Source organism: Actinomycetota bacterium, from assembly GCA_016700055.1.
Taxonomy (GTDB): domain Bacteria; phylum Actinomycetota; class Acidimicrobiia; order Acidimicrobiales; family Ilumatobacteraceae; genus Kalu-18.
Genome location: CP064997.1, coordinates 2,656,312 through 2,677,765 on the forward strand (window position 1 = coordinate 2,656,312; position 21,454 = coordinate 2,677,765).

The following is a 21,454-nucleotide window of genomic DNA, read 5'->3' on the forward strand; positions in this document are numbered from 1 at the left end:
GACATGGACAGCCGCGCGTTCCTCGGGCTCGAGCCCACCCACAACCCGTACCGGTGGGTGCTGCCAGTGACGCCGGGGATATGCACCGGCGGGCACTTCTTGTACGGCGGGTGTGGGCTCGGTGCGGCGATCGCGGCGATGGAGGGCACGAGCGGGCGTCAGTGCGTGTGGGCCACGGCGCAGTACCTGAGCTACGCGAAGCCCGGCACCTACATGGACATCGACGTCACCGTCGCCGTCGACGGCCACCAGGTGTCCCAGGCCCGCGCGGTGTGCCACGTGGGGGAGCGTGAGATCCTCACCGTCAATGCCGCGCTCGGCGATCGACCCCTCGACGACCGCGGCCAGTGGGAGACGATGCCCACCGACCTGCCCCGCCCGGAGGATTGCCCGACGCGGCCGCACCACAACGACTGGACCGGCACGATCAGCGAGCGGATGGACCAGCGGTTCGTGAAGGGTCGCCCGATGGAGCGTCTCGACGGCACGCCCGGCGACGGCCAGGTGGTGCTGTGGGCGCGCATCCCCGAGCTGGTCGAGGGCATCGACGCGACGGCGCTCGCCATCCTCGGCGACTTCGTGCCGATGGGGGTCGGCCAGAGTCTCGGCATCCGCGGTGGCGGGAACAGCCTCGACAACACGCTGCGCCTCTGCCGGCTGGTGCCAACGGAGTGGCTGTTGCTCGACATCCGGGTGCACGGCGTCGAGCGCGGTTTCGGCCACGGCCTGGTGCACATGTTCGCCGAGGATGGGACACTGCTCGCGACGGCGAGCCAGAGCTGCATCGTGCGTTACTGGAAGGGGCTCACGCCTACGCGTGACGCCGACGATTAGGGGGAATCGGTGACCAACGAGCTTCCGCAGCGACCGGGCATGACCGTGCCGCTGCCAGGACACCTGCACACGCACCGCGAGCGGCTGAACGAGTTGGCCGACCTCGGCTACACCGACATCTGGTCGGCCGAATCCGACGGTGCCGATGCGTTCACCCCCCTCGCCCTGGCCGCGGCTTGGGAGCCGCGGCTGCGCCTCGGCACGGCGATCGTGCCGGCGTACACGAGAGCGCCGGCGTGTCTCGCGCAGAGCGTGGCTTCTATGGCCGACGCGGCACCGGGACGGTTCGCGATCGGCATCGGCTCGTCGAGCAACGTCATCGTCGAGCGCTGGAACGGCGTGCCGTTCGTGGAGCCGTACAAGAAGGTCCGTGACGTGGTGCGGTTCTTGAACGACGCGTTGAGCGGCGAGAAGGTGTCCAAGCAATACGACACGTTCGAGGTGAACGGCTTCCGGCTCGGCGTGCGGCCCGAGCAGAAGCCGCAGATCCTGGTCGCCGCGCTGCGGCCGGGAATGCTGCGCCTGGCCGGAAGGGAGGCCGACGGAGCGATCATCAACTGGTTGTCGCCGCGCGACGTGTCGACCGTGGCCGCGGTGGTGAACGAGGCCGCGGGCGGGGAGCCGCGCGAGATCGTCGCCCGCATATTCGTGTGCCCGAGCGAGAACACCGAGGTGGTGCGTCAGGCTGCCCGGTTCGCGATCGCCGCCTACATGAACGTGCCTGTGTACGCCGCGTTCCACGAGTGGCTCGGCCGGGGTGAGGTGTTGACCCCGATGTGGGAGGCGTGGAAGGCGGGCGATCGCAAGGCTGCGCTGGCGGCGATCCCCGACGAGGTCGTCGACGACCTCGTGGTGCACGGTTCACCGGCCGAGTGCCGGGCGACCATCCAGGCGTACTTCGACAACGGCGTGACCACTAGTTCGCTCGCGATCTTGGCGCTGGACCCGGAGTTGGACATGCGCCAGGCGGTGCGCGACCTGTCGCCCTCGGCCGGCTGAGCGGCTCAGGCGGCGACATCGCGCGTCCGCCCCGAGATGGTGCTCGACGAGTAGAGGCCGAGTCGGCGGGACTGGGCGTCGAGCACGCGACGCAGTTCGGCCACATGGACCAGGCCGCGTCGGCGGGTGGCGGCGTCGATGCGGAACTGGAGTGGATGTGCGGAGGCGTCGAGCAACGTCATCTGCTCGGGCCCCACCTTGGTGGGGATCGTGGTGGTGGTGTCGGGCATGTAGTCGATGATGCCCGAGGGGTGTGACACTGCTCGGATGAGCCCGAAGGTGACCATCTACCACAACCCCCGCTGCAACTCGTCCGGGCATGCCGTTCGCATCGCGAGCGAGCTCGGGGTCGATGCCGAGATCGTGCAGTACCTGAAGACCCCTCCCGACGCGGCGACCTTGCGTTCGATCATCGACCGACTCGTCGACCCGGTCACCGATCTCGTCCGGCGTGACGACCACTGGAAGGAGCTCGGCCTCTCCGACGCCGACGTCGAGTCACCCGAGCAGGTGATCGACGTGCTGGTGCGCCACCCGCGGCTCTTGCAGCGGCCTCTCGTCGTCACCAAGGATCGAGCGATCATCGGCCGGCCGAAAGAACGCGTGCAGGATCTGCTGAGCTCCCCCTAGCCGCACGGAGCGAGGCTCCGCGCGGCGGGGATCTCAGGCGCGTCGTCGGCCGGCGATGGCTTGCAGCAACAGCAAGAGCAGCACCGCGCCGACGGCCGCGACGAGCACCGTGCGCAACGAGAAGTCGTTGACTCCATCACCGCCGGCCAGGCTCATCAGCCCTCCGCCGACGACGGCGCCGAGCACGCCGACGACCACGGTGTAGAGACAGCCCGTGCGCTCGTCCTTCACGATCCAACGCGCCAGCGCCCCGGCGATGAAACCGACGACAATCCACGCCAAGAGGTTCATACCCGCACGGTACGCCTTGCCCCGGCCCCGGGCGCGGAGCATCGGATCGCTACCCTGACGCCGTCTGGGGTTCGCTGGTGTGAGGGAAGGGGGAGGGTGACGGGAGGGCAAGAGCCGCGCGCCACTCGCGAGGGCTGGAGGCTGCTCCGGCGCACCCTCGGCACTCAGCGTCGCGGCATCGGGCTAGGCGTGGCCGTCGGCTTGGCCTGGACGGCGGGCAAGGTGGTTGTGCCGCTGCTCACCGAGGCAGCCATCGACCGCGGGATCGAGGGCGATGGTTCTCTGCTGCTGTGGTCGTGCCTGATCGTCGCCGCCGGCGTAGTCGCCGGGGTGTTCACCGCGTTGCGCCGCTACTTCGCGTTCCGGGAGAGCAGGTGGACCGAGACGAGGCTGCGCGAGCAGCTCTTCGCGCACCTGCTGCACCTGCACGTCGGGTACCACGACCACACGCAGACAGGCCAGCTGATGAGCCGCGCGTCGAGCGACATGCAGCAGGTGCAGGCGTTCGTGGTGATGATCCCGCTCACGCTGTCCAACGTGGCCCTCGTCGTGACCGTCACCGTCTTGCTGGTGAGCGCCGAGCCGATGCTGGCGCTCGTCGCGCTGGCCCCGCTCCCGCTCGTGAACATCCTCGCCAACCGCTTCTCACGCCGGATCCACCCGGCGGTGCTGGCCGTCCAGGCCGAGCAGGCCGAGCTGGCGACGGTCGTCGAGGAGACGGTCTCCGGAATACGGGTGATCAAGGGGTTCGGGGCAGAGGCGGTGCAGGCCCGCTTGGTGTCCGCGAAGGCTGCGGACATCCGCAGCGTGTCGATGCGCGCCGCCCGCATTCGCAGCGCGTTCGTGCCCGGCATCGACCTGCTGCCCGCGCTCGGCCTGATCGCGGTGCTGGCGATCGGCGGTCGACAGGTGATCGACGGCTCGATGACGGTCGGTGAGCTGGTGAAGTTCAACGCCTACATCACGATGCTGATCCAGCCCTTGCGCACGGTGGGGATGACGGTCGCGCTCGGCCAACGGGCGGCCGTCGCTCTGATGCGGGTGCAGGAGGTGCTCGGGACTCCCAGCGAGGTGTACGCGCCGGCGGATGCGCTGCGGTTGCCGGCGATCGGTTCGGCGCCGACCGGTGCGGTTCGCTTTCGCGACGTGAGCTTCGGCTACGAGCCGGAGCGGCCCGTGCTCGACGGTCTCGACCTTTCGATCGAGCCGGGTCGCTCGCTGGCCCTCGTCGGAGCCACCGGCTCGGGCAAGTCCACCGTCGCCCGACTGCTGCTGCGCTTCTACGACGTGCAGCGCGGTGCGGTGATGCTGGACGGCGTCGACGTGCGCAGGCTCCGCCTCGACGAGCTGCGCCGCTGCGTCGCGGTCGTGTTCGAGGACACGTTCTTGTTCCACGACTCGGTCGCCGCGAACATCGCGTTCGCCCGTCCGGACGCGGGGATCGCCGACGTCGAGCGTGCCGCCCGCCTGGCCGGAGCGCACGACTTCGTCAGCGAGCTTCCCGACGGCTATCGCACCGTCCTCGGCGAACGCGGCTACTCGTTGTCCGGTGGCCAGCGCCAGCGCATCGCGATCGCCCGTGCAGTGCTGGCGGACCCCCGCGTGCTGATCCTCGACGACGCGACGTCGGCGGTTGACCCGGCGAAGGAGCACGAGATCCGTGAGGCGATGGCCGAGGTGATGCAGGGGCGGACGACGCTCGTCATCGCCCACCGGCCGGGCACCATCGCGCTGGCCGACGAGGTGGTGCTGCTCGACGGCGGCCGGGTCGCCGCGCGTGGGCCACACGACCGACTGCTGGCGACGGTGCCCGAGTACCGGCGCGTGCTTGCCGCTCTCGCAGTACGCGACGAGGTGGGCGACGGCGATGAGCCCCCGGTCGAGGCCGACGCGGCGGTGGTCCACGCCGGAGGCCCCGACGCCGAGCGGGACGAAGGACTGGCCTAGCCGTGCGGGCGCAGATGGCTCTGAGCGACGAGGACCGTCTCGGCCGCGCCCAGACCACGACCGTGCTGCGTCGATCGTTCGCAGTGGCGCGGCCGTACCACGCCACGATCTACCTGGCGCTCGCGTACGTCGTCGGGACGACTCTCACCGCTCTCGCCGGGCCGACGATCGTGCGCTACGCGATCGACCACGGCATCGCCGACCGGGACTACGGCGCGCTCCAGAAGTCGGTGATCGCCTACCTCGTGGTCGTGGTCGTCGGGTACGTCATCGCCCGCAAGCAATACCTCGCCATCAACCGCGCCGGCGAAGGCTTCTTGCGCGACCTGCGCGTGCTCGTGTTCGACAGGCTGCAACGCCAGTCGATGGCCTTCTTCGACCGTGAGAAGGCCGGCGTGCTCGTATCGAGGATGACGGCCGACATCGAGTCGATGGGCGAGCTGATCCAGTTCGGCCTGTTGCAGTTCGTCCAGGCGGGCCTGCTGCTCGTCTTCTCGCTGGTGCTGCTCTCATTGCTGTCGTGGAAGCTGACCCTCGTCACGCTGGCCGTCGTGCCGGTGCTGCTCGTCGCGTCGATCCGCTTCCAGCGCCTCTCCAACCGCGCCTATCTAGAAGTGCGCGACAAGGTGGGCCACAACCTGTCGACACTGCAGGAGGGGATCAGCGGAGTGCGGGTGATCCAGGCGCATGCCCGCGAAGAGGTCGAACGGCAGCGCTTCGAGCAGTCGAACCGAGCCTTGTACGACGCCCACCTCCACGCCGTGCGGGTGAGCACCTGGTACTTCGGACTGGTCGAGTTCGTCGGCATCGCCGCCACCGGTGCGTTGATCGGCGTCGGCGGCTGGCTCGTGCACCGCGGCGAGGTCACGCTCGGCACGGTGGCTGCCTTCGTGCTGCTGCTCGCGAACTTGTTCGACCCCGTGCAGCAGCTCTCCCAGCTCTACAACACCGTGCAGTCGGCGGCGGCGGCGCTGCACAAGCTGTTCGCGCTCGTCGACGAGGTGCCCGACATCACGGAGGCTCCCGGGGCGGTCGAGCTCCCCGCGTCGGGCGAACTGCACCTGGACGACGTCTCGTTCTCGTACGCCGGAGCCGACCGCCCCGCGCTGGAACACGTGTCGTTACGCATCGCGCCGGGGGAGCGTCTCGCGCTCGTCGGGCCGACCGGAGCCGGCAAGTCGACCCTGGCCAAGCTCGCCGCCCGCCTGTACGACCCGAGCGAGGGAGCGATCAGCTTCGGCGGTGCCGACCTGCGACTCGCGACGCTCGCTTCCTTGCGTCAGCGGATCGTCGTCGTCCCCCAAGAGGGGTTCATGTTCGCCGGTACCGTCCGCGACAACATCCGCATCGCCCGAGCCGACGCGACCGATGCCGAGGTGGAGGCTGCGCTCGAGTCCATCGGCGCGCTGGAGCGGTTCCGCTCGTTTCCCGAAGGGCTCGACACCGACGTCCGCGAACGTGGTTCACGGCTGTCGGCGGGCGAGCGCCAGCTCGCCGCCCTCGCCCGGGCGGCGCTCGTCGACCCGGCGGTGATGGTGCTCGACGAAGCCACCTCGAACCTCGACCCGGGTACCGAGCTCGAGGTGGAGCAAGCGCTGGAGCACCTGATGGCGGGACGTACGGTGGTGGTGGTCGCACACCGGCTCTCGACGGTGCGCCGCGCGGACCGGATTGCAGTCGTCGACCACGGCGAGCTGGTCGAGCTGGGCTCCCACGACGAGCTCGTCACCCGTGGCGGGCGCTACGCCGCGCTCGCCGACGCCTGGGCCCGTTCCCGCCCAGAGCCGTCTGCGTAGCCACTTCTGGCCTGGGATCACCGGAAGATTTCCTATTTGCCGGGTTGACGAGACGAACATATGTTCGTATACTGGTCTGATGGAACCCGTAGTCGGGGTTGTAGGGGTCGAGGAAGAGGCGCTGGCGGCTTTGAACGCCGGGGTCGATGCGCTCTCTCGGCTCGAGCTCGTCGAGCTGTCTGACGACAGATTGCACGCGTTGACGATCGCCGTGCAGCGCTGCACCGCCCGGTTGGGTGTGGCCCGCGCCGCTGTCGTCCGCCGTTGGGATACGCGGGGGGTGTGGGCCGCAGACGGTTCGCGCAGCCCCGCTCACCGCCTGGCCCGAGAGACGAACACCTCCACGCACTCCGCTCGGGTGGAGCTCGCGAGGGCGCGGGATCTGGCCGTGATGACGAAGACCGCAGCGGCGATCACCGCCGGTCAGCTGTCGTTGGATCACGTGTACCTGTTCGCCAAGGCACGCAAGGAACCCTGCCAAGCCGCGTTCGCCGACAGCGAGCAATGGCTCGTCGACCAATGCGCCCGGTTGCCGTTCCAAGACGCCGAACGGCTCGTCAAGTACTGGCGTCAACGCGCCGACGCCGCCGCCGCCGAGGACGAGGCCGAACGCAACGAGAGCGCCAACACGTTGCACGCGTCCGCGACCTTGGACGGCACGGTGGTGATCAACGGGCAGCTCGACGCGATATCAGGGGCGGTGTTCACCAACGAACTCAACCGTTTGGAGCGCCAGTTGCTGCTGGCTGACAAGGCGCAACTGGTGGTGAGAACCGCTGCGCAGCGGCGGGCGGCGGCGTTGGTGGAGATGGCCAAGCGGTCAGCGGCGTCCAAGACCGGTCGGCAGAGGCCGCTGATCACCGTGCTCGTCGGCGACGAGACGTTGCGGCACATGTGTGAGTTGTCCAACGGCACGGTGATCACCCCCGGCCAAGCAGCCGGACTGGTCAACGACGCACTAGTGGAATCGGTGATCTTCGACAACAAGACCACCGTCATCGCCGTCACCCACAAACGACGCTTCACCGGTGCCCTACGCCGCGCGATCGAAGTCCGCGACCGCCGCTGCCAACACAGCTCGGGTTGCTATCAGACCGTGGAACGTTGCGACGTCGACCACATCACCCCCTACCGCGACGGCGGACCGACCAGCCAGTTCAACGGACGACTGCTGTGTGCCTTCCACAACCGCCACCCCGACGTCAGCGACCACCACCAGGTCAAACCCCAACCACACAGGACGATCGACGACCTCGACCGCCTCCGCGCCCTCATCCGCTGGCGCAACCAACAAGCCCAAGCCGCCGAAGACGCAGCCAACAACGAAGCGAACGACGACAGCGACGGAGAAGACAACGACAGCGACCTGTGACCGGTCGGCCGCGCGGACGGTCAGCGCGCGACGAAGTACTTCGCCTGAGGGTGGTGGCAGATGAGCGCCGAGGTGGTCTGCTCAGGGTGGTACTGCCAGCCCGTCTCCTCGGACACCTCGATGCCCAGGCGGTCGGCGCCGAGCAGGGCGGCCACCTTCGCGTTGTCCTCTAGGTCTGGGCATGCCGGATAGCCCCACGAGTACCTGCCGCCGCGGTACTGCTGGCGGAAGAGCCCGGCCACGGTCGGGCCGTCCTCGCCGGCGAAGCCCCACTCCTCGCGTATGCGGCGGTGCCACAGCTCGGCCATGGCCTCGGTCATCTCCACACCGAGACCGTGCAGGCGCATGTACTGCTGGTACTCGTTCGCCGCGAACAGCCGCGCAGTCTCCTCGCTCACCTGCGCGCCCATGGTGACGATGTGGAACGCCGCGTAGTCGATCTCGCCGGAATCCACCGGGCGGAAGAAGTCCGCGATGCATAGGTAGGGGGCCGAACGCTGCCGGGGGTACTGGAAGCGCGTGAGCTCGGCCGAGCGTTGCTCGTCGGCCCAGATGACGAGTTCGTCGCCCTCGCCGTTCGCGGCGAAGTAGCCGTATACGACCTGGGGCACGAGCACACCCGACGCCTTCGCGGCAGCGATCTGCTCGCGCAGCAAAGGACGGATGCGCGCCTTGAACTCGTCGTCGGTCTCGACGCGACCGTCTGCCCCTGCCTCGGGGCGGTACTGCCACTGGTTGCGGAAGAGAGCGGTCTCGTTGACGAACGCCGCGATCTCGTCGAGGCCGACGCCCTTGGCCACTCTCGACCCGAGGAACGGCGGGCGGAACACCGGGTTGTCCGCCGCGACGTCAGGGGAGCGGCTGGGTCGCTCCACCTCGGCGTCGGCGGAGGTAGGGGTGTTCCGAGCGGGGAGCTGGCGGCCGGAGGGCACGCGGCCGAAGTCCGCGTCCCAGTCGCCGGAGCGCTTCATCGCGAGCAGCCGCTCGAGCGTGGCCAGACCCTCGAAGGCGTCACGGCCGTAGAACAGCCTGCCCTCGTACACCTCACGCAGGTCACGTTCGACGTACGTGCGGTTCAGCGCCGCGCCGCCGAGCAGCACCGGGATCTCGGACAGCCCGAGCGCGTTCAGCTCCTCCAGGTTCTCGCGCATCACGATCGTGCTCTTCACGAGCAGCCCGCTCATGCCGATCGCGTCGGCGTCGACCTCTTTCGCCTTCGCCACCATGTCGCCGATCGAGACCTTGATCCCGAGGTTGTGCACCTCGTAGCCGTTGTTCGTGCACAAGATGTCGACCAGGTTCTTGCCGATGTCGTGCACATCGCCCTTGACCGTGGCGAGCACGAGCCGGCCCTTCGACGTGGCGTCGCCGACGCGCTCCATGTGCGGCTCGAGATGGGAAACGGCGGCCTTCATCGTCTCGGCGGACTGCAGCACGAAGGGGAGCTGCATCTCACCCGAGCCGAACAGCTCGCCGACGACCTTCATCCCCTCGAGCAGCACGTCGTTCACGATCTCGAGCGCAGGCATGCCGGCGTCCAGTGCCTCGTCGAGGTCGTCGGTGAGCCCGTCGCGCTCGCCGTCGATGATCCGTTGCTTCAACCGCTGGTCGACCGGCCACCCCGAGCGGTCCTCGCGAACGGCAGTGGTGGTCTGCACGTCGGCGAACACCTCGAGCAGCTTGGTGAGCGGGTCGTATCCGGGACTGCGCCGGTCGTAGACCAGGTCGAGGCAGACCTGACGCTGCTCTTCGGGGATGCGGGCGAGCGGGGTGATCTTTCCGGCATGCACGATGGCCGAGTCGAGCCCGGCCGTGGTGCACTCGTGCAGGAACACGCTGTTCAGCACGTGGCGGGCGGCGGGCTTCAACCCGAAGCTGACGTTGCTGACACCGAGGGTGGTGAACGCGCCAGGGATCTCGGACTTGATCCGCCCGATGGCCTCGATGGTGTGCTTGGCGTCGGCGCGTAGGTCGTCGTCGCCGGTGGACAGCGGGAACGTCAGAGCGTCGAAGATCAAGTCGCTCGCGTCGAGTCCGTACCTCTCCGACGCGATGTCGTGGATCCGATGCGCGATCTCCATCTTCCACTCCACGTCGCGGGCCTGGCCGCGCTCGTCGATGAGCAGGCAGATGACTGCGGCTCCGTACTCGCGAGCGAGGGAGAAGACGCGATCGAGACGGCTGCCGGGCAGCTCGCCGTCTTCCAAGTTCGCCGAGTTGAGGATCGCCCGGCCACCGAGACGTTGCAGACCGGCCTCCATCACCTGCGGTTCGGTGGAATCGAGCACGAGCGGTGCGGTGGCGGCCGTCGCGAACCGCTTGGCGATCTCGTCCATGTCGGCGACTCCGTCGCGCCCGACGTAGTCGACGCACACGTCGAGAACGTGGGCTCCTTCGCGCACCTGGTCGGCGGCCATCTTGGTGCACGTGTCCCAGTCGGCGTTCAGCATCGCGTCGCGAAACGCCTTCGATCCGTTCGCGTTGGTGCGCTCACCGATGATCAGGAACGACTTGTCCTGGTGGAGCGTCACCGGGCTGTAGATGCTGCTCACCGACGGCTCGTACGTGGGTGACCGCCGCGCAGGTTCGACTCCCCGCACGGCCTCGACCACCGCCCGCATGTGCGCGGGTGTGGTGCCGCAGCAGCCGCCGACGACTGTGATCCCGAGGTCGGCGATGTGGTGCCGGTGGAACCTGGCGAGGTCCTCGGGGGTGAGGTCGTAGTGGGTGCGGCCGTCGACGACGCTCGGGAGGCCGGCGTTCGGCAGCACGCTGACCGGCACCGGGCAGTACTGGCTGAGGTAGCGCAGGTGCTCCTGCATCTCGGCCGGGCCGGTGGCGCAGTTGATCCCGATCACGTCCGGCTTCATCGACAGGATCGAGGTGAGCGCGGCGCCGATCTCGGTGCCGACGAGCATCCGCCCGGTGGTCTCGATCGTGACCTGTACCTGCATCGGCACGGCGCGCCCCTCGGCCCGCATCGCGCTGCGGCAGCCCGCCATCGCCGCCTTGACCTGGAGCAGGTCGTAGCAGGTCTCGACGAGGAAGAGGTCGACGCCGCCGGCCAGCAGTCCGCGGGCCTGCTCGGCGTAGGCGTCGCGCAGGGCGGCGAACGTGATGTGGCCGAGGCTCGGCAGCTTGGTGCCGGGCCCGATCGAACCGGCGACGTAGCGGGGTCGGCCGTCGCCACGTTCGAACCCGTCGGCCACGTCGCGGGCGATGCGCGCCGCGGCCACGTTCAGCTCGTGGGCGCGATCGGCGATGTCGTACTCCGCAAGGACCGTGGAGAAGCTGCCGAAGGAGGCCGTCTCCACCACGTCGACACCCGCGTCGAAGAAAGCCTCGTGCATGGAGGCGATGACGTCGGGACGGGTGAGGCAGAGCATCTCGTTGCAGCCTTCGAGCGTGACGCCGCCGAAGTCGTCAGCCGTCAGATCGAGCTCCTGCACGAAGGTGCCGAATGCGCCGTCGAACACGATCACGCGCTCGTTCGCCGCGTCGAGGAAGGGCTGCCGGGCCATCGAATCGGCCACGCTACCGTGCCCCACCGGGCAACAGGTCGGGGATAGCGTCCGGCGCGATGGCAAGGGAGCGGATCTACACCAAGCGTGGCGACGACGGCACCACCGGGTTGCTGTACGGCGGGAGAGTGCGCAAGGACGACGTGCTCCCCGCCGCGTACGGCACGGTCGACGAGGCCCAGGCGGTGCTCGGGTTGGCGAGGGCCGAGGCCGCTGTGTCCGGCGCGCCCGAGGCGAACGAGCTGGAGCAGATGCTGGTCGGGATCATGAAGGACCTCTGGGTGCTGATGGCCGAGCTGGCCACGCTGCCCGAGAACCGCTCCAAGCTGACCGCCGGCGCCACCGCGGTGTCGGCCGAGATGGTCGCCCGGCTGGAGGAGCTGATTGACTCGTTGGACACACGCTTCGACCCGCCGACTGAGTTCGTCGTGCCCGGTGGGAACCGGATCGCTGCCTGGCTCGACCTCGCGCGCACCGTCGTGCGCCGGGCCGAGCGCCACGCACTGGCTGCCGCCCCGGCGCCCTCACACGCGGGGCCGTACCTGAACCGCCTCTCCGACCTGATGTGGACCATGGCCCGCTGGCAGGAGGGCACCAGCCTGACGGTGCGTGACGCCTAGGGCGTGCGGGTAGGCCAGACTCTGCGCCCATGCCGACCGTGTCGCCGCCCAAGTCCGTGCAGTCTCTGTCGTCGATCGAGGTCGGCGTCGCCCGCACCATCCCCCGATCCGCCGACGCGGTGGGCGTGGCCGTGGCGAGCGTCGGCGCCGTTCCCCGCTCACTCGGGATCAGCCGCGCCGCCCTGGCCGCGCACGGGTTCGAAGGCAAGCCCGGCCAGACGCTCGTGATCCCTGCTGCCGACGGGGCCACCGTCGTCGCGGTCGGCGTCGGTGCTCCAGGCGAGCTGACACCGGCCGTCCTGCGCAACGCGGCAGCGAGCATGGCGCGGGCGGTCCCCCGGCGCGCCCATCTGGCGACGTCGCTCGCCGAGCTCGGCGGTGCCGACGTGCGCGCCGCGGCCCAAGCCGTCGTCGAGGGTGTGCTGCTCGCGTCGTACCGCTACACCGAGCTGAAGGCAGACACCGGGTCGCGCCCGAGGCTCGGTGCGCTCACGCTCGTCGGCAGCGAGGCGAACGCCGCGGCGACGACCGCCGGGGTGCAGCGCGGCATCGCCTCCGCCGCGGCCACGGTGCTCGCCCGGGACCTCGCGAACACACCCCCGGGCCACCTCACCGCTCGTGACCTGGCCGATCGCTCCCGCGAGATCGCGGCGGGCAGCGGTCTGAGCATCGAGGTGTACGACCGCGATCAGCTCGAGGTGATGGGCTGTGGCGGCATCCTCGGGGTCAACCAGGGCTCTGTCGAGCCGCCGCGGGTGGTGAAGCTGGTCTACTCGCCGCGCAACCCGACCGGCCACCTGGCCCTCGTCGGCAAAGGCGTGATGTACGACTCCGGCGGGATCAGCTTGAAGCCCTCCGACGGCATGCACGTCAACATGAAGATGGACATGTCCGGCGCCGCGGCGGTGCTCGCGGCGATGAGCGTGCTGAAGGAGCTGCGCTGCCGCACGAAGGTGACCGGCTACCTGATGTGCACCGACAACATGCCCTCGGGCAGCGCGATGAAGCTCGGCGACGTGCTGCGCTTCCGCAACGGCAAGACGGCCGAGATCCACAACACCGACGCCGAGGGGCGCCTCGCCCTGGCCGACGGGCTGGTGCTCGCGGTGGAAGAGGCACCCGACGCCGTCGTCGACATCGCCACCCTGACCGGGGCCTGTGTCGTCGCGCTCGGAACCAAGATCGCCGGGGTGCTCGGCAGCAACCAGGCGCTCGTCGACCAGTTGAAGGCCGCCGCCGAACGCACCGACGAGCAGGTGTGGCAGCTCCCGCTCGCGAAGGAGTACCGCAAGCTGCTCGACTCGAACGTCGCCGACCTGCGAAACATCGGCGGGCCTTACGGGGGCACGATCACGGCGGCGCTGTTCCTCGACGAGTTCGTGGGCGATACCCCTTGGGCTCACCTCGACATCGCCGGACCGATGGCAGCGGAGGCCGACGAGGGATGGATCGGCAAGGGGGCCACCGGTTTCGGTGCCCGCCTGCTGCTGGAGACCGCGCTCGGCTTCAGCCGCCCGTGACCGGGCGGCACCACGAGGCGTGCAGAGCCTGAACCGGCTCGGGCAGCCGCGCCAGCTGCCGCCCGGCTAGGGGAGGAACGCGCACGCGCACGGCGAGCGTGGCGCCGCTCGAGCGCGCGAGGCCGAAGATCACGAGGCGCTGCACGGCGCGGTTCAACGGGTTCGCCCGGCCGAGCTCCCAGCCGATGCCGAGCGCACCGGCAGTTGCGGCCAGGTCGAGCTCGAATCCCTGAGGTGAGGCGGCGAGGCCGGCGACGAGGTGCCGCAGCAGCCAGGTGGCGGTGGGGCCGATGATGCCGAGCCAGAAGCGCTCCACATACTCGCCGTGGACGTCGTAGCCGACCCGTTCGACGAGCTCGTCGCGCCAGGTGATGATCGTGAGCGCTCTCGCCTCACGGCTGTCTCGTGTCGCGGCGTCGGCGGGCTGGGGGACGGGTGTCATCGGGCCTCCGTCGGGGGGCAGTGGGCTCTGCAACGTGGTCCTCGGGGAAGCCGTTCACCAGGTGTGTGGGCGCGAGACGCACCGCGGCGGAAGACGGCGGCGCCACATTGGGGCACACTTCTCGCCGTGGACGACCGCGTGGACGACGGCGTGGGCAGCGGCGGCATGGTCGAGGGCTCCGCGCTCGAGGAGGCCACCGGTTGGATCGCCGCGGCGCGGCGGGTGACGGTGCTGACCGGTGCCGGCATCTCGACCGATTCGGGCATTCCCGACTTCCGCGGCCCGAACGGGCTCTGGACGAAGGACCCGGCCGCGGAGGCAGCCTCCACGATCGGGGTGTACCTGGCCGATCCCGAGGTGCGCAAGATGGCGTGGCGGCTGCGGCTCTCGAACCCGGTGTGGAACGCGCGCCCGAACAGTGGCCATCTCGCGCTCGTGGCGCTGGAGCGGGCGGGCAAGCTGCACGCGCTCGTCACCCAGAACGTCGACGAGCTTCACCAGCAAGCGGGCAACGACCCGGCCCGCGTCGTCGAGGTACACGGCACCGTACGCCGCACGCGGTGCTGGGAGTGCGGCGACTGCCGCCCGATGGCCGAGACCCTGGCGAGACTGGAGGCGGGCGAGGAGGATCCGCCCTGTCTCGTCTGCGGCGGGATCTTGAAGAGCGACACGATCAGCTTCGGCCAGCAGCTGATCCCGGAGGTGATCGAGAGGGCGTTCGCTGCCGCCGAGGCGTGTGAGGTGCTGCTCGCGGTCGGGTCCAGCCTCAGCGTCTACCCGGCGGCCTCGCTCGTGCCCTGTGCCAGGGCGGCGGGGGCGAAGGTGGTCATCTTGAACGGCGAGCCGACCGCGATGGATGGCTTCGCCGACGCGCTGCTGATCGGCCCGATCGGCGAGCTGCTCCCCACGCTCGTGGGTGCCTGAGCGTCCTTTTTCGGCCACCGGATGGAAACCCGATCATTTCGGTAGACTTTCGGCTCATGCCCACCTTCCGGGACCTCCTCGCGCAGACCAAGACCCAGATCGAAGAGATCGACACCGAGGGGGCGCAGGCCGTCATCGACGCCGGTGGCGTCGTGGTGCTCGACGTGCGTGAGCCCGAGGAGTACGACGAGGGGGCGATCCCCGGAGCGCTCCACATCGCCCGGGGGCACCTCGAGGCTCAGGTCGAGGCGCGTGTGGCGGACAAGTCGGTGCCGGTCGTCGTCTACTGCGCGGGCGGCGTGCGCAGCGCCTTCGCGGCGAAGACGTTGCAGGAGCTCGGTTACACCGACGTCGTCTCGATGGCGGGAGGCTTTGGCAAGTGGAAGGACGAGGGCCGTCCTTGGAAGACGCCGGTGACCCTCACCGCCGAGCAGCGCCATCGCTATCAGCGCCACGTGCTCCTGCCCGAGGTCGGGGTCGAGGGCCAGGCCAAGCTGCTCGCCAGCAAGGTGCTGCTGCTCGGCGCCGGTGGTCTCGGCTCACCCGCAGCCCTCTACCTGGCTGCGGCCGGTGTCGGCACGATCGGCATCGTCGACATGGACGAGGTGGACGGGAGCAACCTGCAACGCCAGATCCTGCACAACATCGACCGGATCGGTGACCGCAAGGTCGACTCGGCGAAGAAGACCCTGACCCTGCTGAACCCCGACGTCGACGTGGTCACCTACGACACCCGCCTGTCGGCGGAGAACATCATCGACATCATCTCCGGCTACGACGTGATCGTCGACGGTGCGGACAACTTCCCCAGCCGCTATCTGCTGAACGACGCGAGCGTCAAGCTCGGCATCCCCGTGGTGCACGGCTCGATCTTCCGCTTCGAGGGCATGGTCAGCGTCTTTCATCCCCTGCTCGGCCCCACGTACCGCGACATGGTGCCCGAGCCTCCGCCCGCCGAGCTCGCGCCGAGTTGCGCCGAGGCCGGGGTGCTCGGCGTGCTGCCCGGCATCGTCGGTTCGATCCAGGCGCTCGAGACGCTGAAGCTGCTGCTCGGCCTCGGCGACCCCCTGATCGGGCGGATCCTCGCCATCGACACCACCGAGATGTCGTTCCGCATCTTCAAGCTGAGGCCCGATCCCGCGAACGCGGTCACCTACGACGCGCGAGACCGGATCCAGGTGCGTGATCTCGAGGGGTCGTGCGCGCCGTGGCTCGACCACTGACGCCGCGCCACGCACCAGAGCCTCCGCGGGAGCGTCGCTCCCTGTAACACTGGTGCCATGAGCGCTTCCGTGATCGACGTCCGGCGCGCGGCAGACCGGTTCCACACCCAGCTGCCGTGGCTCGACTCGTGGCACTCGTTCAGCTTCCGTCCCCACTACCACCCGGACAACACGCGTCACGGGCTGCTGATGGTGCTGAACGACGACACGGTTGCGCCGGGCTGCGGCTTCGACACCCATACCCATCACGACATGGAGATCGTCACGTGGGTGGTCTCGGGCCGGTTGGAGCACCGCGACTCGGAGGGCAACCGCGGAGTGCTGCGGCGCGGTCTGGTGCAGCGGATGTCTGCGGGAACCGGTGTCTCCCATTCGGAGAAGAACGCGAGCAACGACGAGCCCGTCCACTTCATCCAGATGTGGGTACTGCCCGACACACGCGGAGTGGAGCCTTCGTACGAGCAGCGCGACGTCACCGCGGCGCTCATCGCCGGAGGGCTGATCCCCGTGGTGTCCGGTCAGGGCCACGACGGTGCGGTGTCGATCGGCCAGCGCAAGGCCGTGCTGTGGGTCGGCCAGCTGCGCCCCGGCGAGTCGGTGGCGGTGCCGGAGGACCGTCGCGTGCACCTGTTCGTCACCAGCGGATGGGGCTGGTTCGACGGCGAGGAGGCCCTCGCTCGCGGCGACGCCGTGCGCCTCACCCGGGCCGGCGCCGACCGCCGGTTCGAGGCCGGCGCCGACGGGGCCGAGGTGTTGGTCTGGCAGACAGCCTGAGCCGGCGGTCCGACGCGGCCAGTCACGCGGGCGGCTCGCCGCCGGTCTCCCTCACCAGCTTCTCGCGCTCTTGCAGCACCACGCCGCCGAGCACGAGCACCAGTCCGACGAGGTCGAGCGCCGTCGGCCGCTGGTCCAAGGCGACGAAGGCGACCACGGTGGCGGTCACCGGGAGCAGGGCGAGCAGCACGCTGAAGCGGCGCACCGGAATGCGGCGCAGCACGTGCTGGTCGATGCCGTAGCCGATCGCGTTCGAGAACACGCCGACGACGAGGCACGCGCCGAGCAGCCTCGGCGAGCCCCAGACCGGCCCGCTGCCAGGGGCTCCGATGGGCGTGATCGCGAGCGCACCGATGGCGAGCCCGATCCCGAGCCCGGCGACGCCCCGATCGAGGCGCGCCACCCTTGCTCCGACGACGATGTACGCCGCCCACATCGCCGAAGCGAGGAAGATGAACAGGAGCCCGAGCGGCTCGGCGTCGAGCTCGACACCGGACAGCACACCCACCCCGACGGCAGCGAGCACGAGCGCGGCCGCGTTGCGGCGGGTCCGCGTGCGCACGGCGGCAACCGTGATCGGCCCGATGAACTCGATCGCCACCCCCTTGCCGAGCGGAAGGCGGTCGATGCCGAGGTAGAAGAACAGGTTCATCAGCGCCGTCGCGACGCCGAAGAGCGCGGCCGCCCCGAGCTCGGCGCGGCTCCACCGCTCGCGGATCCGGCGGTGCGAGACGGCGGTGAGCGCCGCCGCCGCACCGACCACGCGCAGCCAGGCGACGGTGCGCGGCGCGACCTCGTCGAACAGCCCGACGGCGATCACCGCCCCCACGTACTGGGCCGTCGCGCTGAGCACGAACAGCGCTTCTGGCGACGCGGTGTCGAGGAAGCGGCTCACCGGCCCGTTGCCCGGGGCAACCCTTCCAGGGGGTGGGGGACCGGATGCTCTCCCGGTCCCGGTGCTCACTCGAACAGGTCCGGGTCGGTGCGGCAGATCTCCTGCCAGAGCGGCTGGAAGCTGAGCCACCCGGCGAACGGGAAGCCCGTCTGTTGCGCGGTGTAGGCCGCGTACTCGTGGCGGATGCGCTGCGGTGTGCCGGCGGCCATCGCCATGAGCTGGGCCTGGCACGACCGCTCCATGGAGATGAACCAGAACGCGGCCTCGTCGACCGACTGGCCGACCGTGAACAAGCCGTGGTTCTGGTGGATCGCGGCCTTGCCCTTGGGGAACAGGGCGGCGAGCTCACGGCCGGCCTCCACCTCGAACACGACGGCGCCGCCTTGCTCGGCGATGACGACGTGGTCTTCGTAGAAGATGCACGCATCCTGGGTCAACGGGTCGAGGGGGATGCCGAGCGAGCTGAACGACTTGCCGTAGGGCGAATGCGAGTGGGCGGCGGCGACGACGTCGGGACGGGCCTGGTGGATGGCCGAGTGGATGACGAACGCGGCGCGGTTCACCGGGTGGCTGCCGTAGACGACCTCGCCGGAGTGGTTGACGAGGATCAGGTCGCTCTGGCGGACGTGGCGGAAGCTGATCGCGAACGGGTTCACCCAGAAGTGGTCGGGGAACTCGGGATCGCGCACGGTGATGTGGCCGGCGACCCCTTCGCCGAAGCCGAGCCGGCCGAACACGCGCAGAGCGCCGGCGAGCTTCTGCTTGCGGTAGGCGCGTTCCTCCTCGACCGAATCGAAGCTGGGCGGCCCGGCGATCGAGACCTGCTTCGCCGTGAGCGGAACACCGTCGATCGTCGCCCCGCCCGGTGCCGCCGGTGCCGAGTCGGACTGGTGCGGGTCGGACTGGTGCGTGACGGTCATTCCCGAAGGGTACTCAGGCGGTCACGACTCGGGGACGAGCACCTCGCCGATGACGTGGATGACGCCGTTCGAGGCGGGGACGTCGGTGGCCACGAGCTCGACGCCGTTGACCGAGATGGTGTCGCCGGCGACGGAGACGGTCAGGGACTGGCCCTGAAGGGTCTCGAGCTCCAGGCCGTCGGTCAGGTTCTCTGCCGTGTACTCGCCGGGCACGACGTGGTAGGTCAGCACTGCGGTGAGCAGTTCCTTGTCCTCGTAGACGGCGCTCAGCGTGGCAGGGGGGAGGGCCTCGAACGCCGCGTTGACGGGTGCGAACACCGTGAACGGACCCTCGCCGCGCAGCGGTTGCACCAGACCGGCCTCGATCAGGTAGCCGGCCAAGGCCGTGAACTCGCCTTTTTGCGTGACGGCCTCACCGACGATGTCGCCGAGCGGCTCGACGTAGGGGCCGAGCGTGGTCGCCGGACCGCTGGTCGCGCCGGCCGCGCCGCCGCTGGTGTCGGTCGGGGCCAACGTGGTGGGGGTCGCGTCCGGCTCGTCGTCTGCACACGCCGAAGCCGTGACGGTGAGAGTCGCAGCGCACGCGAGGGCGAAAAGGGAGGAACGGCGCCGGTTCATGGGCGGCACCGTACGGTCGGGTCGTGCAGAGTCGGCAGGGTCCAAGGTCCCCCCCGGTCGGGACCGAGGTACGGCGGAGGGGTCGGCTCACGTGGGACGATATGACGATGCCGCGCGAGATTTCCCCGGCAGGGATGGCCCCGCCGGCTGCCGCCTACGCCCACGCCGTGGTGGTGGAGCGCCCCCAGCTCTGGCTGCACACGTCCGGCGTGGTGCCCGTCGCCCTCGACGGCACGGTGCCGGATTCCTTGGAGGAGCAGGCGGCCTTGGTGTGGGCGAACATCACCGCGCTGCTGGCCGAGGCAGGCCTGGCGACGTCGGACGTGGTGTCGGTGACCACGTATGTCGTGGTGGGCGAGGACCTCGCGGCGGTGATGGCTGCCCGCGACCGGGCACTCGGGGGGCACAAGAGCGCGAGCACGCTGGTCACGGTGCCCGCGCTCGCCAGGCCCGCATGGCGGCTGGAGGTCGCGATCGTCGCCGCGCGGTGAACCCCCACTAGGCCCGGCGGACGGGGTGGTCGTACGCTTGCCCCCATGGGTGACGACGGCAAGTGGACCGACTCGGGAATCGAGGTGAAGGCGCTCTACACCGCCGAGGACCTCGCCGGGTGGGACGCCGGCGAGAAGCTCGGCGTACCCGGCGGGCCGCCGTACACACGCGGCGTCTACCCGTCGATGTACCGGGGCAAGCTCTGGACGATGCGCCAGTACGCGGGTTTCGGCACCGCCGAGGCCACGAACGAGCGCTTCAAGTTCCTGCTCCAGGCCGGCCAGACGGGGTTGAGCTGCGCGTTCGACCTGCCGACGCAGATGGGCTTCGACAGCGACCACCCGCGCGCCGAGGGTGAGGTGGGCAAGGTCGGCGTGGCGATCGACTCGATGGCCGACATGCGCCTGCTGCTCGCCGACCTGCCCCTCGACAAGGTCACGACCTCGATGACGATCAACTCCACGGCGGCGATCCTGCTGCTGATGTACGAGCTCGTCGCCGAGGAGCAGGGTGTGGCCGCCGACGCGATCTCCGGCACCATCCAGAACGACCTGCTGAAGGAGTACATCGCCCGCGGCACGTACGTGTACCCGCCGCGCCCGAGCATGCGGATCATCACCGACATCTTCGAGTACTGCTCCAAGCACGTGCCGAAGTGGAACACGATCTCGATCTCCGGCTACCACATCCGCGAAGCAGGCTCCACCGCCGCGCAGGAGATCGCGTTCACGATCGCCAACGGGATCGCGTACGTCGAAGCGGCGATCGACGCCGGGCTCGACGTCGACGCATTCGCGCCGCGGCTCAGCTTCTTCTGGAACGCACACAACAACTTCTTCGAGGAGATCGCCAAGTTCCGGGCCTCGCGGCGCATCTGGTACCGGCTGATGGGCGAGCGGTTCGGCGCGAAGAAGGAGGCCAGCAAGCTGCTGCGCTTCCACACCCAGACCGGCGGCTCGACGCTCACCGCGCAGCAGCCGGAGAACAACATCGTGCGCGTCGCGGTGCAGACGATGGCGGCGGTGATGGGCGGCACGCAGAGCCTGCACACGAACGGCTTCGACGAAGCGCTGAGCCTGCCCACCGAGCGGGCGGCGCGCATCGCGCTGCGCACCCAGCAGATCGTCGGCTACGAGAGCGGCATCGCCGACACTCCCGACCCGTTGGCCGGCAGCTACTTCCTGGAAGCCCTGACCGACGAGGTCGAGGCCCTCGCCCTGCAGTACATCGCCCGCATCGACGAGCTGGGCGGCGCGGTCGCCGCGATCGAGGTCGGCTATCAGCAGGACGAGATCGAGCAGGCCGCCTACGACTACGCGAAGTCGATCGACAACGACGAGCGCGTCATCGTCGGGCTGAACAAGTTCACCGTCGACGACGAGCCCGAGCCCGAGCTGTTCCCCATCCACCCCGAGCTGGAGCGGGGCCAGCGCAAACGGCTCGGCGAGTACAAGTCCGCGCGTGACGCGTCACGGCTCGCGGAGCGTCTCGCCGACGTCTCCGCCGCCGCTCGCGGCAGCCAGAACCTGCTGTTCCCGATGAAGGAGGCGCTGCGCGCCGACGCCACCCTCGGCGAGATCAGCGACGCGTTGCGGGAGGTGTTCGGGACCTACCACCCCGGACGCTGAGCCCGCCG

At 69.6% G+C, this 21,454-nt stretch carries 20 protein-coding genes; 13 read left to right on the forward strand and 7 right to left on the reverse strand.

Annotated features, from left to right (window positions below):
• The first annotated feature begins 3 nt into the window (after positions 1-3).
• Positions 4-834, forward strand: a complete 831-nt coding sequence (locus IPM43_12850; protein QQS24285.1) for a thioesterase family protein — start codon at positions 4-6, stop codon at positions 832-834.
• Positions 835-873: 39 nt separating this feature from the next.
• Entirely contained in the window at positions 874-1,833 is a 960-nt protein-coding gene (locus tag IPM43_12855) for an LLM class F420-dependent oxidoreductase (protein ID QQS26460.1), read from the forward strand.
• 5 nt (positions 1,834-1,838) lie between these two features.
• On the opposite strand, the gene IPM43_12860 is transcribed toward IPM43_12855, so the two are convergent.
• The gene (locus IPM43_12860; GenBank protein ID QQS24286.1) at positions 1,839-2,063 is read right to left on the reverse strand and encodes a hypothetical protein; all 225 of its coding nucleotides are present in this window, start codon (positions 2,061-2,063) and stop codon (positions 1,839-1,841) included.
• Positions 2,064-2,100: 37 nt separating this feature from the next.
• On the opposite strand from IPM43_12860, the gene arsC reads away from it, so the two are divergent.
• Positions 2,101-2,463, forward strand: coding sequence for an arsenate reductase (glutaredoxin) (gene arsC, locus IPM43_12865; GenBank protein QQS24287.1), 363 nt, complete (start codon positions 2,101-2,103; stop codon positions 2,461-2,463).
• A 33-nt stretch (positions 2,464-2,496) separates the two neighbouring features.
• On the opposite strand, the gene IPM43_12870 is transcribed toward arsC, so the two are convergent.
• Positions 2,497-2,754, reverse strand: a complete 258-nt coding sequence (locus tag IPM43_12870; protein ID QQS24288.1) for a GlsB/YeaQ/YmgE family stress response membrane protein — start codon at positions 2,752-2,754, stop codon at positions 2,497-2,499.
• Between the two features lie 96 nt (positions 2,755-2,850).
• Here IPM43_12870 and IPM43_12875 point away from each other — a divergent pair, with 96 nt between their 5' ends.
• The 3 genes from IPM43_12875 (at position 2,851) to IPM43_12885 (ending at position 7,869) form a co-directional block, all read left to right on the forward strand.
• Positions 2,851-4,701 carry an ABC transporter ATP-binding protein gene (locus tag IPM43_12875; GenBank protein ID QQS24289.1) on the forward strand — a complete coding sequence of 617 codons (1,851 nt, stop codon included), beginning with the start codon at positions 2,851-2,853 and terminating at the stop codon, positions 4,699-4,701.
• A gap of 14 nt (positions 4,702-4,715) precedes the next feature.
• Positions 4,716-6,497 (forward strand): ABC transporter ATP-binding protein, encoded by a 1,782-nt coding sequence (locus IPM43_12880; GenBank protein ID QQS24290.1) that lies wholly within the window; start codon positions 4,716-4,718, stop codon positions 6,495-6,497.
• 79 nt (positions 6,498-6,576) lie between these two features.
• On the forward strand, positions 6,577-7,869 hold the full coding sequence (locus IPM43_12885) for a DUF222 domain-containing protein (protein QQS24291.1): 1,293 nt from the start codon (positions 6,577-6,579) through the stop codon (positions 7,867-7,869).
• A 20-nt stretch (positions 7,870-7,889) separates the two neighbouring features.
• Here the strand turns inward: IPM43_12885 and metH are convergent, their stop codons facing one another.
• Positions 7,890-11,390, reverse strand: a complete 3,501-nt coding sequence (metH, locus tag IPM43_12890) for a methionine synthase (GenBank protein QQS24292.1) — start codon at positions 11,388-11,390, stop codon at positions 7,890-7,892.
• A gap of 59 nt (positions 11,391-11,449) precedes the next feature.
• Here metH and IPM43_12895 point away from each other — a divergent pair, with 59 nt between their 5' ends.
• Positions 11,450-12,010, forward strand: a complete 561-nt coding sequence (locus IPM43_12895) for a cob(I)yrinic acid a,c-diamide adenosyltransferase (GenBank protein ID QQS24293.1) — start codon at positions 11,450-11,452, stop codon at positions 12,008-12,010.
• A gap of 29 nt (positions 12,011-12,039) precedes the next feature.
• The gene (locus IPM43_12900) at positions 12,040-13,530 is read left to right on the forward strand and encodes a leucyl aminopeptidase (protein ID QQS24294.1); all 1,491 of its coding nucleotides are present in this window, start codon (positions 12,040-12,042) and stop codon (positions 13,528-13,530) included.
• Here the strand turns inward: IPM43_12900 and IPM43_12905 are convergent.
• Complete coding sequence (locus IPM43_12905; protein QQS24295.1) at positions 13,517-13,972, reverse strand: hypothetical protein; 456 nt, start codon at positions 13,970-13,972, stop codon at positions 13,517-13,519. The two genes, IPM43_12900 and IPM43_12905, sit on opposite strands and share 14 nt — an antisense overlap.
• A 165-nt stretch (positions 13,973-14,137) precedes the next feature.
• On the opposite strand from IPM43_12905, the gene IPM43_12910 reads away from it, so the two are divergent.
• From IPM43_12910 to IPM43_12920, 3 genes are read left to right on the forward strand one after another with little or no spacing between them, the layout of a single operon-like run.
• Positions 14,138-14,896 (forward strand): NAD-dependent deacetylase, encoded by a 759-nt coding sequence (locus IPM43_12910; protein QQS26461.1) that lies wholly within the window; start codon positions 14,138-14,140, stop codon positions 14,894-14,896.
• 56 nt (positions 14,897-14,952) lie between these two features.
• Positions 14,953-16,119 carry a molybdopterin-synthase adenylyltransferase MoeB gene (moeB, locus tag IPM43_12915; protein ID QQS24296.1) on the forward strand — a complete coding sequence of 389 codons (1,167 nt, stop codon included), beginning with the start codon at positions 14,953-14,955 and terminating at the stop codon, positions 16,117-16,119.
• A gap of 57 nt (positions 16,120-16,176) precedes the next feature.
• Positions 16,177-16,893, forward strand: a complete 717-nt coding sequence (locus tag IPM43_12920) for a pirin family protein (GenBank protein QQS24297.1) — start codon at positions 16,177-16,179, stop codon at positions 16,891-16,893.
• A gap of 22 nt (positions 16,894-16,915) precedes the next feature.
• On the opposite strand, the gene IPM43_12925 is transcribed toward IPM43_12920, so the two are convergent.
• The 3 genes from IPM43_12925 to IPM43_12935 form a co-directional block, all read right to left on the reverse strand.
• On the reverse strand, positions 16,916-17,752 hold the full coding sequence (locus IPM43_12925) for an EamA family transporter (protein QQS26462.1): 837 nt from the start codon (positions 17,750-17,752) through the stop codon (positions 16,916-16,918).
• A gap of 101 nt (positions 17,753-17,853) precedes the next feature.
• Positions 17,854-18,708, reverse strand: coding sequence for a class II aldolase/adducin family protein (locus IPM43_12930; GenBank protein ID QQS24298.1), 855 nt, complete (start codon positions 18,706-18,708; stop codon positions 17,854-17,856).
• A 21-nt stretch (positions 18,709-18,729) separates the two neighbouring features.
• On the reverse strand, positions 18,730-19,326 hold the full coding sequence (locus tag IPM43_12935) for a fasciclin domain-containing protein (GenBank protein QQS24299.1): 597 nt from the start codon (positions 19,324-19,326) through the stop codon (positions 18,730-18,732).
• Positions 19,327-19,427: 101 nt separating this feature from the next.
• On the opposite strand from IPM43_12935, the gene IPM43_12940 reads away from it, so the two are divergent.
• Both IPM43_12940 and IPM43_12945 read left to right on the forward strand, forming a co-directional pair.
• Positions 19,428-19,817, forward strand: coding sequence for a RidA family protein (locus IPM43_12940; protein ID QQS24300.1), 390 nt, complete (start codon positions 19,428-19,430; stop codon positions 19,815-19,817).
• 45 nt (positions 19,818-19,862) lie between these two features.
• Entirely contained in the window at positions 19,863-21,446 is a 1,584-nt protein-coding gene (locus IPM43_12945) for a methylmalonyl-CoA mutase (protein ID QQS24301.1), read from the forward strand.
• Positions 21,447-21,454 lie beyond the last annotated feature (8 nt).

Excerpts from the sequence above, each read along its gene's own strand:
- IPM43_12850 (QQS24285.1), top strand. The coding sequence starts at position 4 with ATGGACAGCCGCGCGTTCCTCGGGCTCGAGCCCACCCACAACCCGTAC.
- IPM43_12855 (QQS26460.1), top strand. The coding sequence starts at position 874 with ATGACCGTGCCGCTGCCAGGACACCTGCACACGCACCGCGAGCGGCTG.
- IPM43_12860 (QQS24286.1), bottom strand. The coding sequence starts at position 2,063 with ATGCCCGACACCACCACCACGATCCCCACCAAGGTGGGGCCCGAGCAG.
- arsC (QQS24287.1), top strand. The coding sequence starts at position 2,101 with ATGAGCCCGAAGGTGACCATCTACCACAACCCCCGCTGCAACTCGTCC.
- IPM43_12870 (QQS24288.1), bottom strand. The coding sequence starts at position 2,754 with ATGAACCTCTTGGCGTGGATTGTCGTCGGTTTCATCGCCGGGGCGCTG.
- IPM43_12880 (QQS24290.1), top strand. The coding sequence starts at position 4,716 with ATGGCTCTGAGCGACGAGGACCGTCTCGGCCGCGCCCAGACCACGACC.
- IPM43_12885 (QQS24291.1), top strand. The coding sequence starts at position 6,577 with ATGGAACCCGTAGTCGGGGTTGTAGGGGTCGAGGAAGAGGCGCTGGCG.
- metH (QQS24292.1), bottom strand. The coding sequence starts at position 11,390 with ATGGCCCGGCAGCCCTTCCTCGACGCGGCGAACGAGCGCGTGATCGTG.
- IPM43_12895 (QQS24293.1), top strand. The coding sequence starts at position 11,450 with ATGGCAAGGGAGCGGATCTACACCAAGCGTGGCGACGACGGCACCACC.
- IPM43_12900 (QQS24294.1), top strand. The coding sequence starts at position 12,040 with ATGCCGACCGTGTCGCCGCCCAAGTCCGTGCAGTCTCTGTCGTCGATC.
- IPM43_12905 (QQS24295.1), bottom strand. The coding sequence starts at position 13,972 with ATGACACCCGTCCCCCAGCCCGCCGACGCCGCGACACGAGACAGCCGT.
- IPM43_12910 (QQS26461.1), top strand. The coding sequence starts at position 14,138 with ATGGTCGAGGGCTCCGCGCTCGAGGAGGCCACCGGTTGGATCGCCGCG.
- moeB (QQS24296.1), top strand. The coding sequence starts at position 14,953 with ATGCCCACCTTCCGGGACCTCCTCGCGCAGACCAAGACCCAGATCGAA.
- IPM43_12920 (QQS24297.1), top strand. The coding sequence starts at position 16,177 with ATGAGCGCTTCCGTGATCGACGTCCGGCGCGCGGCAGACCGGTTCCAC.
- IPM43_12930 (QQS24298.1), bottom strand. The coding sequence starts at position 18,708 with ATGACCGTCACGCACCAGTCCGACCCGCACCAGTCCGACTCGGCACCG.
- IPM43_12935 (QQS24299.1), bottom strand. The coding sequence starts at position 19,326 with ATGAACCGGCGCCGTTCCTCCCTTTTCGCCCTCGCGTGCGCTGCGACT.
- IPM43_12940 (QQS24300.1), top strand. The coding sequence starts at position 19,428 with ATGACGATGCCGCGCGAGATTTCCCCGGCAGGGATGGCCCCGCCGGCT.
- IPM43_12945 (QQS24301.1), top strand. The coding sequence starts at position 19,863 with ATGGGTGACGACGGCAAGTGGACCGACTCGGGAATCGAGGTGAAGGCG.